The organism is Halorientalis pallida, assembly GCF_049605515.1.
In the GTDB taxonomy this organism is placed as follows: domain Archaea; phylum Halobacteriota; class Halobacteria; order Halobacteriales; family Haloarculaceae; genus Halorientalis; species Halorientalis pallida_A.
On record NZ_CP187158.1, the window covers coordinates 3256034 to 3272754 of the forward strand.

A 16721-nucleotide genomic window follows, 5' to 3' on the forward strand; every position below is an offset into this window, starting at 1 on the left:
CCTGCACGCGAAAAGGCGTGTGGGTCGGCCGCTCGACAGGTCTCCGCCACGGGACGACCCCTTCCCTGCCGTTATCAGCACTGATTCCCCCGTGCGTACACTTAACCGGAGATGTGACGAGATGTAAGCATGCTATCCGGCATCCCTGTCCTCGCAGGGTTGCTCGTCCTCTCCGGTGCGCTCTCGACGGCGGTCGCGGCGTTCCTCTGGAACGAGCGTCCCAAGTCGGGCACGACCCCGCTGCTGTTCGTCGAGATCAGTCTGGCGCTGTGGGCGTTCGGCCAGGCGCTGGTCGTCGTCGGTGGACCGGCGAGCGAGGCCGCCGGGGCCGCCCTCTCGCTGTTCGCCATGTCGCTCATCGGCCCGGCGCTGTTCCTCTTTGCCCGCCAGTACACGGGCCACACGGGCGCTGTATCCACGCGACTCGTCGCGGGACTGGCGCTCGTCCCGCTCGCCGTCTTCGCCGTCGGCGTCCTGAGCGTCGCCGGACCCGTCCGTCTCGGACACGCCGGCCAGCCGACGCTCGCGGCCGGGTACGGTCTCGTCTTCTGGGGCGTCGTCGTCTACTCGTACACGCTGTTGTTCGTCGGCGACTACTACCTGTTCGGGAAGTTCGTCGGCTCCCGGAACGTCTACCGGAAACGGACCTTCTTCTTCCTGGCCTACAGCCTCCTGCTGACGAGTTGCCACGTGTTGAGCACCGTCGGACTGAGCCCGACGCCGCACTACACGCTGGCTCCGCTGGCGAATCTCGTGTTCGGCTCGCTCTCCCTGCTGGTGTTCGTGGGCTACCGATCCTACGGGTTCCTCCCGCTCAAGCCGATCCTCGAACTGTTCGGCTCTCAGTCCAAGAGCCTCGCGCCGGTCGCACGGACCGCCATGATCGAGGAGATGGGCGGGGGTATGCTCGTGACCGACCACCGCAACCGCGTCGTCGACATCAACCCGATGGGCCGGAAGATACTCGGCGATCCCGATGCCCGCGTCGTCGGCCGGCCACTCGAGGAAGTCCTCCCACCGGATATCTTCGTCGACGAGGACGACACGCGACTCCTCGATCCGGATGTCGCCGGGAACTTCTCCGGCGTCTGGGTCCGGACGCCGACCGGCGAACAGCGCTGTTTCGACGTGATGATCACCGAACTCGACGGCGAGGGCGCGACCGGTCGCGTCTCGCTGATCCACGACGTGACCGAGCGCGAACGCCGCAAACAGACCCTCGAGGAGCGAACCGCCGAACTCAGACGCCAGAACGAGCAACTCGAGGACTTCGCCGGGATCGTCTCCCACGACCTCCGGAACCCGCTGAACGTCGCGGCGGGAGCCATCGAGTTGACCCGCCGGAACGAGCGGCTCGAGTTCCTCGACCGCGCGGAGAACGCCCACGAGCGGATGGAAGTCATCATCGAGGACGTGCTGACGCTGGCTCGACAGGGCCAGACCGTCGACGAGACCGAGCGGGTCTCGCTCTGTGGCGTCGCCGAAGCGGCCTGGGCGAACGTCGACACCGGGGGCGGGACCCTGACCTGCCGCGACGACGCCGAGTTCGAGGCCGACCGGACCCGCCTCCTGCAACTGTTCGAGAACCTGTTCCGAAACAGTGTGGAACACGGGTCCACGCACCCGGACTCGCGAGGGGACGCGACCGACGCCGACGACGGGGTGACGGTGACCGTCGGCGTGATCGACGGTGAGGGGGACGCGGACGATCGGTCGGCGGCCAGTCCCCGTGGCTTCTACGTCGCCGACGACGGCCCCGGCATCCCCGAGGACGAACGCGAGGTCGTCCTGGAGCAGGGATACACCACCAGCGAGACGGGGACCGGACTCGGCCTGTCCATCGTCAGTACGGTCGTCGACGCTCACGGCTGGCGGATCGACGTGGCCGAAAGTACCGACGGCGGCGCGGAGTTCCGGATCACCGGGCTCGTCGGTGACGAACCCGCACTGGAGGACGAACCGGTTCCCTGACTCACTCGACGTGCCGGACGACGGTGTGGCGACACTGCTCGTGGGGGACGAGGTCGTCGGCCCGCTCGGGCGTCCCCGACGGATGCTCGTCGGCGGCCTCGCGGATGATCGACCGCAACTCGCCGAGGCCGACCGGTCCGCGCTCGTCGATGGCGGCCCGAACGTCAGCACAGACCGGCGAGTCGTCCTTGCCGACCGAGTCGATCCAGCGGAACCGCACGTCCTCGCCGGCCTGCTCGGTGAACTTCCGGACCCGGGCCAGGTTCCGGATCGACGCCACCTCCGTGTCCACGATGGTCCGGGCGCGGTCGTCGTCCATGTCGAGTTCACGGGCCACCCGGTCGGCGATCATCGACCGGGCGTACCCCTCCTCGCGAGCCAGTTCCGCGGCCAGGATCTCCGCGACCTGGCGGGCGTCCTCGCCCGAGAGCCCGTAGTGTTCCAGGATCGACCCGGCCCGGCGCTCCACGTCGACGGTGAGTTCGAGCTGTCCGTCGTCGCCGTCGTCGGCTGCCTCGGCAGCGTTCCCCTCCTCGCCGAGCAACCCGGTGACCCAGCTACGCAAGCCCATGTCCCCTGCTATCCTGTCTCTCCGATATAAAGTTCCGGCGCGTTTCACGCCGGAAACTGTGCCGGGCCAGTCCAGCGCCCGACCGAACAGCCGCCACTCGCGTCAGCCCTCGACCAGCGCGGCTTCCAGAATCTCCAGCGGATGGCGGATCTCGTAGCCCGTCCCGTGTTCCATCTGCATCGCGCAGGTCGGACACTCCGTCATACCAGTCTGGCCCTCGACCTCGTCCATCTCCTCGAACATCTCCTCGCCGATGGCCATCGACTTCTCGTACTTCTCGGCCTTCCAGCCGTAGGTCCCCGAGATGCCCGAACAGGAGTCGCCCACGTCCTCGACGCCGACGCCGTCCAGGTCCCGGAACAACTCCACGGCCTGCCGGTCGAGCCCCTGGTTCCGGGCGTGACAGGGCGCGTGGTAGGCCAGGTCCTCGCCGTCCCCGTCGACTTCGGCCTCCGCCAGCGCCCCACGGAGGTCCTCGTGGATCCGCAGATACTCCAGCGCCTCGTAGGTGTGGGCGGCCACGTCGGCGGTGCCCTCGAAGGTAAATAGCTCCGGGTACTCCTGGCGGAGCGCCATCGAGCAGGAGGTGCAGGAACAGATCACGTCGTAGCCGTCCTCGATCAAGTCCGAGAACGACGAGATGTTGGTCTCGGCGTCCCGGCGGGCGTCGTCGAGCATCCCGTTGGCGAACATGGGGGTGCCAGAACAGCCCTGCTCGGGGACGACGATCTCGTAGCCGAAGTGTTCGAAAGTCCTGACCATCGCCTTGGCCACTTCCGGGGTGTTGTAGTTCGCGTAACAGCCGTGGAAGTACGCGACGCGTTTGTCGTCGCTCTGGACCTGCGCGCCACCTCGCGCCGCCCACCACTCCCGGAACGTCTCCGTCGCGAACGCGGGGAACTCCCGCTCGGCAGTGAGGCCGAACAGTTTCTCGCCGAGCTTGCGGAGTGGTCCGTTGTTCGCGAGGGCGTTCGTCAGGCGCGGGAACTTGCTCCCGAGCCACGCCCCCTTTCGGTAGTTCGCGAGGACGCGGTTGCGCCAGTACTCGACGGAGAGCTTGCTCATCTGGCCGTCGACGTACTCGGCGCGGGCCTCGTTGTGCATCTGGCTCAGCGGCACGTCGGAGGGGCAGGCGTCGTCACAGCGCATGCAGTTCGAGCAGTCCATGATCGACGGGTCGATATCCCGGTCGTCCTTGCGTTTGAGTCGCCACTGCTCGGGGCCCTGGAACTTCGGCCCGGGGAACTCGTCGTCGACCTCGGCGACGGGACAGTTCGTGTCGCAGGTCGAGCACTTGTAACAGTCGTCGGCCCCGGAGCGCAGGTCCAGGTCCGATTCGGGGAACACGTCGACGGGCTCGAACTCGTCGTCGGGGATCTCGTCGTCCGGTACGCCTGGGTCGTGGGGGGAGTCTGCGTCGCTCACGTGTTCTCACCTGCCAGCCTGCCCGCGTGGAAACCGGTCGCCAGCGAGACGCCACTACCGGACTTCTCGGCCGTGAAATCGTAGTGGCCCAGCACCGCACCCGCTGCACGGAGGTTGTCGAACTCGACTTCGCCCCGGGCATCACGGGGCCGCAACTCCCGGTCGGGATCGACGCCGAACCGGGCGAAGCGGTGGTCGCCGAAGGCGTCGTCGTCGAACCAGTCGTACCGGTCCGGCGGGTGGGCGACGTGGCAGTCGAAGATCGGTTCCGCGACGCCCGCGCGGTCGGTCTCGATGCCCTTCCCGACCAGTCCGCCGGTCGCCAGCACGAACTGCTCGGCCGCGTAGGGGACCGTCGCACCGTTGCGGTCGACCGTCACGGCCGCGATCCGGTCGCCGTCCGGACCGGCCTCGTACCCGACCACCGGATTCCCGGTCTCGATGCGGACGCCTTCGGCGTCCAGCGCGTCGTAGAGCCGGTCTTCGAGTCGGAGGCCCGGGAGGCTCGGCGGCCCCATCGGAACCTCGAACACGTCCACGCCGAGGTGGGCTTCGAGGTCGGCCCGCACTGCCTCGGGGTGGTCGTCGCCCAGCACCGCCGGGAATCCGATCCGCTTCTCGCCGTCGAGGTGGGTGGCGACGCGCTCGGCCAGCGCCCGCCGGACGCTCCCCTCCGGACCGTCCCCGCCGGCTTCGTCCCGGTCGAGCAGGTGCGCGAAGCGTGTCACTTTCGGGTCCGCACTCAGTTCCGCGGGGAACTCGACGGTCGCGCCGCGGGCCGCGAAGGGCGCGCCGGCCGCGTTCAGTCGAGCGGCCGACAGCGGCGCGTCGAACCCGACCAGCCGCTCGAACCCGACCAGCAGAGCGTCGCGCTCGTCGCTGGCCAGCCCCGCGGCCGCGCTGGCGGGGTAGCGCGCCGTCGGCTTGACGCGCCCGCCCTGCGTCGGGATCAGGGCGTTGCGTTCGGTGTGGTTTCCCTCGTAGGTACCGTCGGCGAGATCGTCGAACAGCGTCAGTCCGGCCCGGACTGCGTCCTCGCCGACGCGCTCGTAGGGGTGGCCCTCGGGGAGGGTGGCGAGGGCGGCGAAGGGGTCGACCAGCGGCCCCTCGCCGTCGGGCGTGTAGCCCAGCACGTCGATCAGGCCGCTGGCGTGCCGGAGCGTGGGCTGTTTGTACGAGACCAGGCGCACGTCCGCGCCCGTCCGAGCGGTCGAGACGGCGGCGGTCACGCCGGCCAGTCCGCCGCCGATCACCAGCACGTCCTGCTCAATCGCCACCCGGGGCACCTCCGTCGAAGGCATCGAAGTCGAGAGTGGCGCTCTCGCCGTTTTCGGCGCGGTCCCGGTTCATCGTCGTCGCGTGCAGGGCGTAGCCGAGCATCGCCTGGGAGAGCTGTTCGCCCCACAGCGCGTGGCGCTGGCCCTTCCAGCGCTCCTGGTACAGTTCGTCCAGCGCCGCGGTCGCCTGTGCGGCGTCGTACTCGGGGTGAAGTTCTCCCGCCATCGCGTGGGCACAGAACCCGCCCTGACAGTTGCCCATCGAGGCCCGGGTCCGGATGCGGACCGCGTTGAGGTCCGTGCCTGACTGGGCGATGGCGTCCTGTAGCTCCGCGCGGGTGACGCCCTCGCAGGAACAGATCACGGGGTTCGGGCCCTCGGTGTCGAGCACGTCGGGCGCGCGGTCGCCGAGTCGCTGTTTGCTCCGGCGGGCGACCGGCGAGGTGAGGCCGAACTCGTCCATCGCGTCGTCGAGGACGCGCTCGTCGCGGCTCCCCGGCAGGGGGACCTCGTCGGTCCGACAGGTGGCGGAGACCCCCAGCCGGTCACAGACGTGATCGCTGATGTCCTCGGCCATCATCCGGTAGGTGGTGAACTTCCCGCCGACGATGGTGGTGAGTCCCGGCAGGCCGTCCCGGTCGGCGTGGTCGAGCAGGAAGAAATCCCGCGTGATGTCCTCGGAGTCGGCGGTGCCCTCTCCCGGCGGTTCGTACAGCGGGCGCACGCCCCAGTAGGAGCGGATGGTCCGGGCTTCCTGCAGGACGGGCAGGAGCTTCGACAGTTCGTCGATCATCAGGTCGACCTCCCACTCCTCCTCGGGGTAGTCCTCGGGGTCCTCGACCTCCTCGTCGGTGGTCCCGAGGATGCAGGTGGTCTCGTGGGGCACCACGATGTCGGCGTTGCCCTTCGGCTTGCACCGATTGATCACGGTGTCGACCTGACGGACGTTCATCACGGTCATCACGCCCTTCGAGGGGCGCACGTTCACGTCGAGGCCGGCCATGTCCCCGATCCGGCCGGCCCACGCGCCCGTCGCGTTGATCACGTGGTCGGCTTCGATCCGTTCGGTCGTGCCAGCCTTCCCGTGGGTCCGTGTGCCGGGGCCGCTCTCGTGGGCCACCTCCGCCCCGACGACCTCGCCGGCCTCGACGAGCAGGTCGGTCACTTCCGCGTGGGTCTCGATCCGCGCGCCGTGGTTCTGCGCGCTCGCGGCGTTCGCCACACAGAGCCGGAACGGATCGACCGCCCCGTCGGGCACCGCGATGGCCCTGTCCACGTCCTCGGCGAGGTAGGGTTCGCGCTCGCGGGCCTCCCGACCCGAGAGGACTTCGGTGGGGATTCCACACTCGTCACATCCGCGCAGTTTCCGCTCGAAGTAGTCCTCGCTGTCTTCGGGGCGTTTGACGAACAGGCCGCCGGTCTCCTCGACGCAGTGGCTCGCAATCGACTCGAGGACGCGGGTCTCCTGGATGCACTCCCGGGCGCTGGCCTGGTCGGCCACGGCGTAGCGCCCGCCGCTGTGGAGCAGGCCGTGCATCCGCCCGGTCGTCCCGTGGGTCAGGTTGCCCTGCTCGACGAGCGTCACGTCGACACCGCGCATTGCAAGGTCCCGGGCGATACCACAGCCCGTCGACCCGCCGCCGATCACGAGGACGCTCGGTGTTGCTCCCATCGCACTGTCGGTCAGTTGGACCGCGCGCACATATTTTTACCGCAGGCTTCCCACCGGCGATAAATTACAGATAACCCCTCTCAAAAACTGAAATACGGGCGAAACGATTATTGCCCGGTCCGGTGTTCGGGCCGAACACGCATCGATGTACGACCGGACCCTTCGCACGGAGGATCGCCGTGTCCCGTCGCCGCCGGCGGGCGACCGGCGCAGTTCGGCCGACCGGGGGCGGTGACAGTGACAGGCTCGAACCGATCCACCCCGGAGGAACACTCCCCGGAGCGGATCCGGGAGTTCGTGGCCGTGATCGAGGACAACGCCGGGGGCGATCTCGGGCAACGAATGGACGAGGACGTCGACGACGAGGCGCTGGCCGCCCTCGCGCGGGCCTACAACGACATGCTCGACGACTGGGCCGACCGGTTCGAGTCGGTCGACGAGTTCGGCGAGCAGGTCGTGACCGCGACCGAGCAGGTGCGCACCCGCGTCGACCGCACGCAGGAGGCCAGCCGCGAGGTCAGTCAGGGGGTCGACGAGATCTCCGAGGGCGTCGCCGAGCAAAACGAGTTCATCCGGGACATCTCCGACGAGATGCGCGACCTCTCGGCGACCATCGAGGAGATCGCCTCCTCGGCGGACGAGGTGGTCGAGGCCGCCGACCGGGCCGCCGACCGCGGCGAGGAGGGTCGGGCGGCCGCGGGCGACGCCATCGAGCAACTCAACGAACTGGAGTCCCGGACCGCCGAGACCGTCGAGAACGTCGAGCGGCTGAACGACCTGATGGACGAGATCCGGGACGTCGCGTCGTTCATCGACGACGTCGCCGAGCAGACCAACATCCTCGCGCTGAACGCCAACATCGAGGCCGCCCGCGCCGGCGAGGCGGGATCGGGCTTCGCCGTCGTCGCCGACGAGGTCAAGGAACTCGCCGAGGAGACACAGGAGGCCACCGGGGAGATCGCCTCCTCGATCGACCGGGTGCGCGATCAGGCCGAGACCGCCGTCGACGACATCCACGCGACCCGCGAGAGCGTCGGCGACAGCGTCGACACCGTGGAGACGGCGCTTTCGGCCCTCGAGGAGATCGCCGACGAGGTCGAGGGCGTCCGGGCGAGCGTCCGCGAGATCAGCGCGGCGACGGACACGCAGGCCACCTCCACGCAGGAGGTCGTCGGGATGGTCGACGAGGTCGGGTCGATCAGCGACGAGACGGCCGCCGAGGCCGAGACCGTCGCGACGGCCGCCCAGCAACAGACCACGTCGCTGACCGAGATCCGCACCTCCATCACGACCCTCAACGAGCGGGCGGAGTCGCTCCGTGACCTGCTCTCCGGGATCGACGCCGAGGGCGGGACCGTCGGGGCGGCCGGCTCGGCGGCCACGACCGTCCAGTTCTGGCACGCGATGAGCGGCGAGAAGGCCATCCTGCTGGAGGAGCTGGCCCAGCGGTTCGAGACCGAGAGCGACCGCGACGTGTCGGTGGAACTGACCTCGAAGGGGAGCTACCGGGACACGATGCTGTCGGCGATCACCGCGGCCGAGCGCGGCGACCCGCCGGCGATCGCCCAGATTTTCGAGATCGGAACCAAACAGGCCATGGACAGCGGCGCGTTCGTCCCCGTCGAGGAACACATCCCGCGCGAGGTGGTCGACGTCGACGCCCTGCTCGACCCGGTGTTGAACTACTACCGGACCGACGGCGTCCTCTACTCTTTGCCCTTCAACTCCTCGAACCCGATCCTCTGTTACAACGTCGACGCCTTCCGGGAGGCGGGGCTGGACCCCGGGGACCCGCCCGGGACCTTCGCGGCGGTCCGGGACGCCGCCGAGCGGCTGGTCGAGGCGGGCGTCACCGACTACGGGATCACCTACGCGAACTACTCGTGGTACGTCGAGCAGTGGTTCGCCGAACAGGGGCAGGAACTCGTCGACCGGCGGAACGGCCGCGACGGCGACGCCACCACGGCCTACCTCGACGGCGAGGCGGCCCACGAGGTCTTCGAGTGGTGGGCCGGTATGGAGCGGGACGGCCTCTATCACAATCCGGGGATCGAGGCCCGCGGTGCCGCCAAGGACGCATTCCACGACGGGACCGCGGCGATGCTGATCGGGTCCACCTCGTCGCTGGCCGGCATCAGGAACGGGGCCGACGAGGCCGGCTTCGAGATGGGGACCGGCTACTTCCCGGTCCCGGACGAACGCAACGGCGTCCTCGTCGGCGGCGGGTCGCTGTGGCTGGCCGAGGGGGTCCCCCGCGAACAGCGGGAGGCGGCCGCCGAGTTCATCGGCTGGCTCGCCCAGCCCGATCAGCAGGTCCGCTGGCACGAGGAGACCGGCTACTTCCCGGTCCACGAACGGGCGGTCTCGCAACTGGACCGCGAGGGGTGGTTCGACGAGAACCCCCACTACGCGACCGCGTTCGACCAGCTCCGGGAGACCCGCCAGTCCGTCGCCACCAGCGGCGCACGCATCGGCCCGTTCGACACCGTCCGGACGATGATCGCCGAGGCCTACGAGGAGATGAGCGAGGGCCGGCCGGTCGACGAGGCGCTCGAACGGCTCACCGACAAGGCCGAACGCCAGCTCCGCGCCTACGAGTCCGACCGGAGCTAACCCGTGGCTCCGGCGACCGGGCAGGTCCGATACCGCACGACTGCAGGCCGGCGATCCGCGACCGGGATCCCTGCGTAAGGTTTATCTTGGTACACCCTTCCTCTTACCGCCATGGCGGCATTGGCAGTAAAGAAAGCAGTCTCCGGTGCCGGCGAGTGACACCATGACACGGGACAACTACGTCGGGGCGATCGATCAGGGGACCACAGGGACCCGATTCATGGTCTTCGACCATGGGGGACAGGTCGTCGCCAACGCCTACGAGAAACACGAACAGGTCTACCCGGAACCCGGCTGGGTCGAACACGACGCCGTCGAGATCTGGGAGAACGTCAAGACGGTCATCGAGCGGGCGCTGGACGAGGCGGGCATCGAGGCCACCCGGCTGGCGGCGCTGGGCATCACCAACCAGCGCGAGACGACGGTCGTCTGGGACGCCGAGAGCGGCGACCCGATCCACAACGCCATCGTCTGGCAGGACCGGCGGACCACGGACCGCGTCGAGCAACTCGAACGCGAGGGAAAAGTCGACTGGATTCGCGAGAAGACGGGATTGGAGGCCGACGCATACTTCTCGGGGACGAAAGCCGAGTGGTTGCTGGACAACGCCGACCCGATCAAGATGGAGCGGACCCGCACCGAGGACGTTCGGGACCGCGCCGAGGCCGGCGAACTCCTGCTGGGGACCATCGACGCCTGGCTGATCTACAACCTCACCGGGAACCACGTCACCGACGTGACCAACGCCTCGCGGACGATGCTGTTCGACATCCACGAGATGGACTGGTGTGACGACCTGCTCGCGGAGTTCTCCGTCCCGCGAGCCATGTTGCCCGAGGTCCGCCCCTCGTCGGACGAGACCCACTACGGCTACACCGACCCGGAGGGCTTCCTCGGCGCCTCGGTCCCGGTCGCGGGCGCGCTGGGCGACCAGCAGGCCGCCCTGTTCGGGCAGACCTGCTTCGACGCCGGCGACGCCAAGAACACCTACGGCACTGGCTCCTTTTTCCTGATGAACACCGGCGATCAGGCCGTCGAGAGCGACCACGGCCTGCTCACGACCGTCGGGTTCCAGCGCTCGGGCGAACCCGTCCAGTACGCGCTGGAGGGGTCGATCTTCGTCACCGGCGCGGCCATCGAGTGGCTCGAAGACGTGGACCTCATCGAGAGTCCGGCGGAGACGGCCGAACTCGCCCGCTCGGTCGACGGGACCGACGGCGTCTACGTCGTGCCCGCGTTCACCGGCCTCGGCGCACCGCACTGGGACGGCCGCGCCCGCGGGACCATCGTCGGGATGACTCGCGGGACGCGCCGCGAACACATCGTCCGCGCGACGCTGGAGGCCATCGCCTACCAGACCCGCGACGTGGCCGAGGCGATGGAGGCCGACGCCGGCGTCGAGATGGGGAGTCTGCGAGTCGACGGTGGCGCGGTCAAGAACAACTTCCTGTGTCAACTCCAGTCGGACATCATCGGGGCCGAGATCGTCCGGCCGGAGGTCGACGAGACCACCGCGCTGGGGGCCGCCTACGCCGCCGGCCTCGCGGTCGGCTACTGGGACTCGCTGGCCGAACTCCGGAACAACTGGCACGTCGACGCCGAGTTCGCCCCGGAGATGGACCGCACCGACGCCGACGCCCGCTTCGAGCGCTGGCACGACGCCGTCGAGCGCTCGAAGGATTGGGCCCGGGACGGTGGTGACTGAGGCCCCGCATGGATCTCGCAGAACGCATCCGGCGACGGCGGGAGAGTAGCGGCGACACGCCGCTGATCCGCGACTACGACGCCATCAGCCCCGTCTCGCACGTCCCCGACCCGACCGGCCGGGGGCAGATCCTCGAACGCCTGCTGGACGCCCTCGATCCGGTCTTCGACGGCGACCTGCCGCCCGAGGCCTACGTCTGGGGGCCGGCCGGTGCCGGCAAGTCGGCGGTCGTGACCGCGCTGTTCGACCACCTCTCGACGCAGATCACCGGCTCGTCCACCGTGATCCACACCGCGACCCGCGCCGACACCGGCGGCGACCTCGCGTTCGTCGCCGTCGACGCACGGACCGCGGACAGCCCCTTCGGCCTCTATCGGGCCGTCCTCGACGCCCTCGTCGACGAGCAGGTGCCCACTCGCGGCGTCGGGACCGACCGGCTCCGGGACCGCCTGGCCCGCGAACTCGCCGGCGGTCGCGCGGTCGTCGTCGCCGTCGATCACGTCGGCGAACCCGCGACGCCCGATCTGTCGACCGTCGCCGACCACCTCTCGCCGCTCGCCCGCCTCTCGTGGCTTGCCGTCGGCCGACACGAACCAGCCGCGGTCGACGCGTCGCTCCCGGCCGAGTGCATCGAGATTCCGGCCTACCGACGGCACGCGCTGGCGGACGTGCTGACGAGCCGCGCCTCCGCGGGACTGGCCGACCGGGCCATCGAACACGAGGGCATCCGGGAGATCGCCGACTGGGCCGACGGCGACGCCCACGACGCCCTCGCCGCGGTGTTCGGGGCCGCCGACCGCGCCGCCGCGGCCGACCGCTCGCGCATCCACGGCGAGGACATCACCGCCGCCATCGACGACGTGCCCCGCCCGTCCTGTGCGCTCGGCCGGGTCGTCGCGCTCCCCGAGAACCGCCAGCGCGTCTGCCGCGTCCTCGTGGACCTGGCCGACGACGAGCGCGCCTCCGTCGACGCCGCCACCGACGCCGTCACCGCCCGGGTCGACCTCTCCCCGGGGACCGTCAAGCGATTCCTCTACGAACTCGCCGAAACCGGAATCGTCGAACGGGTTCGCAGTGACGCCGCCGGCGACCACGGCCGCCCGCCCAGCCGCGTCGAACCCCGCTTCCCGACCGCCGTCTTCCGCCGGCTCTACGACCGCCGCGAGGACCGCTGATTATCGACGGGTTCGCCCCCGATCACCAGTGCCACCTGCGCCGACACTGGCGCAGGGGCTCATCTCCGAATTCGCCCCCGGTCACCAGTGCCACCTGCGCCGACACTGGCGCAGGGGCTCATCTCCGAATTCGCCCCCGATCACCAGTGCCGGCGGTCATCGCACTCGCGACTGCCCCTTTCACCACGATGTCGTCGCCGTACTCGGTCAGCCGGATCTCGGGCACGTTCGAGACCACGAGGTCGGGCAGGCGCTCGCGGACGGGATCGAGGACCAGTTCGGGGTTGTTCAGCGCGACCGCGCCCCCGACGGAGATCGTGATCGGCGCGTAGGCGTGGACGATGGTAGCGATGCCGTGGCTGTTCCAGTGGGCCAGCCGATCCAGCACCCGGTCGGCCAGCGGGTCCGCGCCGGCCGCGTCGAACACCGCCGCCGCGTCGAAGCCATCGGCCTCCAGCGGGAGGTCCGTCTCCACGTCCTCGCGGTCGTGGAGTATCCGGGCGTACTCGGGGATGTTCTCGCCCGAGCAAAAGGCCTCCCAGTGGCCAGTGCCGCCACAGCCACAGGTGACCGGCCCCTCCGAGTCCAGCGCGACGTGGCCGATCTCGCCGGCGTTGCCGTCCCACCCCGAGAGCAGGTGTCCGTCGACACAGACGCCCGCGCCGATCCCCGAGGAGATGGTCAGGTACACCATGTCGTCGGGCGCGCGGTCGGCGTAGAACCGCTCGGCCAGCACGCCGGCGTTGGCGTCGTTGTGGAGGTAGACGGCCTCGCTGTCGACGAGATTCTGGACCGGGCCCACGAGCGGGATGCGGTCCGCGCCGTCGACGTTCACGGGGTTCTCGACCGCGCCGGCGGCGGTGTCGAGTGGGCCGATGGAGCCGATCCCGACGGCGGTGATCCGGGTCGTCGTCGTCCCCGCCGCCTCGCAGGCCGCCCGGACCGAATCGAGGACGGCCTCGGTGACGGCGATACCCCCCTCGTTCTGGGGCGTCGAGCGCCGATCACGGCCGAGGATCCGTCCCTCCACGTCCGTCACGACGGCCCGGAGGTTCGTCGCCCCGAGGTCCACTCCCGCGTACATTCTCACCCGAACGGTGGCCCGGCGCGCACTTAAGACCGTCCGCTCGCTCCCGGTGGGGAGCCACCCCGCAACCGACCGGCACGCAGTCGGTCAGCGCTCCGTGATCCGGTCGGCGTAGACCACGCCGCGCTCGCCGTCAAGCGTCACGTCGGTGCCGGCCTCGACCGCGCCGAGGTCGGCGTCCGCGATGGTCGGCACCCCGAGTTCGCGGGCGACGATGGCCGCGTACCCCGTCACGCCCTCGTGGCCGGTGACGATGCCGCCGACCGCCGAGAGGTCGCCCTCGAACTCGCCGTCGAACTCGGCGGGGACGGCGAGGATGGCACCCTCGGGCATCCCGGCGAGGTCGCCGTCCCCGACGTGGAAGACGGGCCCCGATACCACGCCGTCGACGACCGACCGGCCCGACACGAGGGTCTCGGCGGCGACGTGGACCTTGAGCGTGTTTGCGGTGTCCAGCCCGTCGAGTTCGGTCATCATGCCCGCCAGCACCACCACGGTCTCGCCGGGGTCGACGACGCCCGCGTCGATGGCCGACTGCACCGCCGTCTGGATCACCGCGTCGGCCCCGTTCTCCGTGTAGCTGGCGTACTCGGGCCGGATGCCCCAGGACAGCGAGAGCTGTCGGCGGACCCGTTCGCTGGGCGTCGCGGCGACGATGGGCACGTCCGGGCGGTACTTGGCGGCCTTCCGGGCGGTGTAGCCCGACTCGGAGGCCGCGACGATGGCGCTGGCACCCACGTCCCGGGCGAGGAAGCGTGCCGACCGGGCGAGCGCGTCGGTGCGGCTCTCGCCGGCCGGGGGCACCCGCTGTTCGCGTGACTCGGCGTACTCCTCGCTGCCCTCCACGTCCCGGACGATACGGTCCATCGTCTCGACCACGGTCCCGGGGTGGTCGCCGATGGCGGTCTCGCCCGACAGCATGACGGCGTCGGTGCCGTCGAGGACGGCGTTGGCCACGTCCGAGGCCTCCGCGCGGGTCGGCCGGCGCTCGTGGATCATCGAATCCAGCATCTCCGTCGCGGTGATGACCGGGACGCCCGCGCGGTGACACTGCCGGATCACCCGCTTCTGGATCAAGGGGACCTCCTCCATCGGACACTCGACGCCGAGGTCGCCGCGGGCGACCATGACACCGGCGGCCTCGTCGGCGATGGCCTCGATGTTCGCGACCGCGTCGGCCCGCTCGATCTTGGCCACCACGGGAACGTCGCCCCCCGCGTCGTCGATGGCCTCGGCCACCTCGTACACGTCCGCGCCGCTGCGGACGAAACTGGCCGCGACGAACTCCACGTTCCGGTCGACGGCCACCGCGATGTCCTGACGGTCCTGCTCGGTGACGACTGGGAGGCCCAGATCGACGCCGGGGACGTTGACGCCCTTGTTCCCGGCGAGGTCGCCGCCGTCCTCGACGCGGGCGGTCACGACCTCGTCGCCGCTGTCCTCGACGACGGTCTCGATGCGGCCGTCGTCGAGCAACACGCGGTCGCCGGGCTGGGCGGCCGCGATGGACGCGGAGAGCCCGATCTCCTCGGGGGTGGCCGTCTCGCCGACGGAAAACCGGACCGTCGAGCCGGTCTCGACGTGGATCGGGTCCTCCGTGGGGGCCGTCCGGATCTCCGGGCCGGCGAGGTCGTACATCACGGCGACGGGGGCCGAGAGTTCGCCGCCGACCTCGCGGATGCGGTCGATGGCCTCGCGGCGGTCCTCGGGGGTGCCGTGGCTGGCGTTCAGCCGTGCCACGTCCATCCCGGCCTCGATCAACTCGCGCAGTCGCTCGCGGCTGTCCGAGGCCGGGCCGATGGTACAGACGATCTTCGCGTTGCGCATGGGTTCGGTGTGGTCGCTGCCCACGGTTCTCCCCGGTGGTTCTCACCGCGGGCGGTTAGCTTCTGTGGGCCGTGCCGCCCACCTCTGCGACCGAGTGGTCCCCGCTCCGGCCGGCCACCGCCCGGGGTTACCGCTCGATCATCTCGCTCTCGTCCGCGAGCGCGCGCTCGACGGCCTCGGGCGTGACGACGGCCATGTCGCCCGGGACCGTGCGTTTCAGCGCCGCCGTCGCCGTGCCGTACGCCAGCGCGTCCGGCACGCTCCCGCCCTGGAGGCGGCTGGCGAGGAACCCGCCGACGAAGGCGTCGCCGGTGCCGACGGGGTGGGCGTCCCCGGCCGGGATCGCGGGCCGCTCGTGGGTCCGGCCGTCGTGGACCGCGACCGCGCCCTCGTCGCCGCGGGTCACCACGACCGTCTCGAAGTCGTAGTCCGCATCGAGCCGTTCGGCAGTCTCGACCGGTGACCCCGACAGTCCGAGGACGGTCTCGGCGTCCCTGTCGGCGACGACGAACAGGTCGACGAGTCCGAGGAGATCGGTGACCGTCTCCCGGGCGGCCTCGGGCGACCAGAGCTTCGACCGGTAGTTCAGGTCGAACGCGGTCGTCGTGTCGGCCTCGCGGGCCAGTTCGAGCAGGTCGGCGGTCGTCGTCGCCAGCGTGTCCGAGAGCGCGGGCGTGATGCCGGTCGTGTGGAAGGCGTCGGCGCGCTCGATCCGGTCGGTCGGGAGTTCCGCCGCCGTCGCGGTCCGGACGGCCGCGCCCTCGCGGTCGTAGGTCACCGTTCGCCCGCGTGGTGGGTCGGCGCTCTCCAGGTAGTAGGTCCCCTGCCGGCCCTCCTCGGTCAGGACGACCGCGGGGTCGACGCCGTGCTGGCGGAGCGCGGCCAGCACGCGGCGACCGGGCGGCGAGTCGGGGAGTTTCGAGAGCCAGGTCGACTCGACGCCGAGGCGCTGGGCCGCGACGGCGACGTTGCTCTCGGCCCCGGCCGCGTGAACCGCGAAGGTGCCGGCCGTCTCGACCGGCTGGTCGCCGGGCGGGGACAGGCGCAACATCGTCTCTCCGAAGGTGGCGAGTTCCGGCATGGACACACCGTCGTCGGCCGCGAGCAAAAAGGTGCGAGACGAGGGGGTCCAGCGGCTGGTCGGTCCGCGACCGTCGATCCCCGCACCCTTACCGCCGCTCGGTGACCGACACCGCGCCGTCTGACTGGAGCCAGGCGCGGTGGTTGTGCCGGTCGTAGATGATGACGCCCTCGGCGGCGTCTAGCTCTACGAACTGTCCGGCGGCTACTGGCGCGTCTCGTTCGGCGTCCGCGTCGTCGACAGGTGCTCGTGCCATCGTGATTCCCCCTTCGGATAGACGTAGGATTCCTACTGTGTTAAGTGTTATCGCACCACAC

At 70.2% G+C, this 16721-nt stretch carries 12 protein-coding genes; 4 read left to right on the forward strand and 8 right to left on the reverse strand.

Going from position 1 to position 16721, the window contains the following annotated elements:
* Window positions 1-129: 129 nt before the first annotated feature.
* Window positions 130-1971, forward strand: coding sequence for a histidine kinase N-terminal 7TM domain-containing protein (locus tag ACOZ4N_RS18435; RefSeq protein WP_424017823.1), 1842 nt, complete (start codon window positions 130-132; stop codon window positions 1969-1971).
* Window position 1972: 1 nt separating this feature from the next.
* Here ACOZ4N_RS18435 and ACOZ4N_RS18440 read toward each other — a convergent pair whose 3' ends face one another.
* From ACOZ4N_RS18440 to glpA, 4 genes are all read right to left on the reverse strand, one after another.
* The gene (locus tag ACOZ4N_RS18440) at window positions 1973-2542 is read right to left on the reverse strand and encodes a hypothetical protein (protein ID WP_424017824.1); all 570 of its coding nucleotides are present in this window, start codon (window positions 2540-2542) and stop codon (window positions 1973-1975) included.
* 102 nt (window positions 2543-2644) lie between these two features.
* Entirely contained in the window at window positions 2645-3967 is a 1323-nt protein-coding gene (locus ACOZ4N_RS18445) for an anaerobic glycerol-3-phosphate dehydrogenase subunit C (protein ID WP_424017825.1), read from the reverse strand.
* The gene (gene glpB / locus ACOZ4N_RS18450; RefSeq protein WP_424017826.1) at window positions 3964-5244 is read right to left on the reverse strand and encodes a glycerol-3-phosphate dehydrogenase subunit GlpB; all 1281 of its coding nucleotides are present in this window, start codon (window positions 5242-5244) and stop codon (window positions 3964-3966) included. The genes ACOZ4N_RS18445 and glpB overlap by 4 nt, the downstream gene beginning before the upstream one ends.
* Window positions 5234-6916 carry an anaerobic glycerol-3-phosphate dehydrogenase subunit GlpA gene (gene glpA, locus ACOZ4N_RS18455; RefSeq protein ID WP_424017827.1) on the reverse strand — a complete coding sequence of 561 codons (1683 nt, stop codon included), beginning with the start codon at window positions 6914-6916 and terminating at the stop codon, window positions 5234-5236. Before glpA ends, glpB begins: the two co-directional genes overlap by 11 nt.
* A 237-nt stretch (window positions 6917-7153) precedes the next feature.
* Here glpA and ACOZ4N_RS18460 point away from each other — a divergent pair, with 237 nt between their 5' ends.
* The 3 genes from ACOZ4N_RS18460 (at window position 7154) to ACOZ4N_RS18470 (ending at window position 12409) form a co-directional block, all read left to right on the forward strand.
* Window positions 7154-9529, forward strand: coding sequence for an extracellular solute-binding protein (locus ACOZ4N_RS18460; RefSeq protein ID WP_424017828.1), 2376 nt, complete (start codon window positions 7154-7156; stop codon window positions 9527-9529).
* Between the two features lie 163 nt (window positions 9530-9692).
* Window positions 9693-11234 (forward strand): glycerol kinase GlpK, encoded by a 1542-nt coding sequence (gene glpK, locus ACOZ4N_RS18465; protein ID WP_424017829.1) that lies wholly within the window; start codon window positions 9693-9695, stop codon window positions 11232-11234.
* A gap of 8 nt (window positions 11235-11242) precedes the next feature.
* Window positions 11243-12409, forward strand: a complete 1167-nt coding sequence (locus ACOZ4N_RS18470) for a Cdc6/Cdc18 family protein (RefSeq protein WP_424017830.1) — start codon at window positions 11243-11245, stop codon at window positions 12407-12409.
* Window positions 12410-12527: 118 nt separating this feature from the next.
* Here ACOZ4N_RS18470 and ACOZ4N_RS18475 read toward each other — a convergent pair whose 3' ends face one another.
* From ACOZ4N_RS18475 to ACOZ4N_RS18490, 4 genes are all read right to left on the reverse strand, one after another.
* A complete protein-coding gene (locus ACOZ4N_RS18475; protein WP_424017831.1) occupies window positions 12528-13499 on the reverse strand; it encodes an ROK family protein in 972 nt (323 codons plus the stop codon).
* An 84-nt stretch (window positions 13500-13583) separates the two neighbouring features.
* On the reverse strand, window positions 13584-15323 hold the full coding sequence (gene pyk, locus ACOZ4N_RS18480) for a pyruvate kinase (protein WP_424019972.1): 1740 nt from the start codon (window positions 15321-15323) through the stop codon (window positions 13584-13586).
* A 127-nt stretch (window positions 15324-15450) separates the two neighbouring features.
* Entirely contained in the window at window positions 15451-16404 is a 954-nt protein-coding gene (gene kdgK1, locus ACOZ4N_RS18485; protein ID WP_424017832.1) for a bifunctional 2-dehydro-3-deoxygluconokinase/2-dehydro-3-deoxygalactonokinase, read from the reverse strand.
* An 88-nt stretch (window positions 16405-16492) separates the two neighbouring features.
* The gene (locus ACOZ4N_RS18490; RefSeq protein ID WP_424017833.1) at window positions 16493-16660 is read right to left on the reverse strand and encodes a DUF7331 family protein; all 168 of its coding nucleotides are present in this window, start codon (window positions 16658-16660) and stop codon (window positions 16493-16495) included.
* Between the last annotated feature and the right edge of the window lie 61 nt (window positions 16661-16721).

Excerpts from the sequence above, each read along its gene's own strand:
- ACOZ4N_RS18435 (WP_424017823.1), top strand. The coding sequence starts at position 130 with ATGCTATCCGGCATCCCTGTCCTCGCAGGGTTGCTCGTCCTCTCCGGT.
- ACOZ4N_RS18440 (WP_424017824.1), bottom strand. The coding sequence starts at position 2,542 with ATGGGCTTGCGTAGCTGGGTCACCGGGTTGCTCGGCGAGGAGGGGAAC.
- glpA (WP_424017827.1), bottom strand. The coding sequence starts at position 6,916 with ATGGGAGCAACACCGAGCGTCCTCGTGATCGGCGGCGGGTCGACGGGC.
- glpK (WP_424017829.1), top strand. The coding sequence starts at position 9,693 with ATGACACGGGACAACTACGTCGGGGCGATCGATCAGGGGACCACAGGG.
- ACOZ4N_RS18470 (WP_424017830.1), top strand. The coding sequence starts at position 11,243 with ATGGATCTCGCAGAACGCATCCGGCGACGGCGGGAGAGTAGCGGCGAC.
- pyk (WP_424019972.1), bottom strand. The coding sequence starts at position 15,323 with ATGCGCAACGCGAAGATCGTCTGTACCATCGGCCCGGCCTCGGACAGC.
- kdgK1 (WP_424017832.1), bottom strand. The coding sequence starts at position 16,404 with ATGCCGGAACTCGCCACCTTCGGAGAGACGATGTTGCGCCTGTCCCCG.
- ACOZ4N_RS18490 (WP_424017833.1), bottom strand. The coding sequence starts at position 16,660 with ATGGCACGAGCACCTGTCGACGACGCGGACGCCGAACGAGACGCGCCA.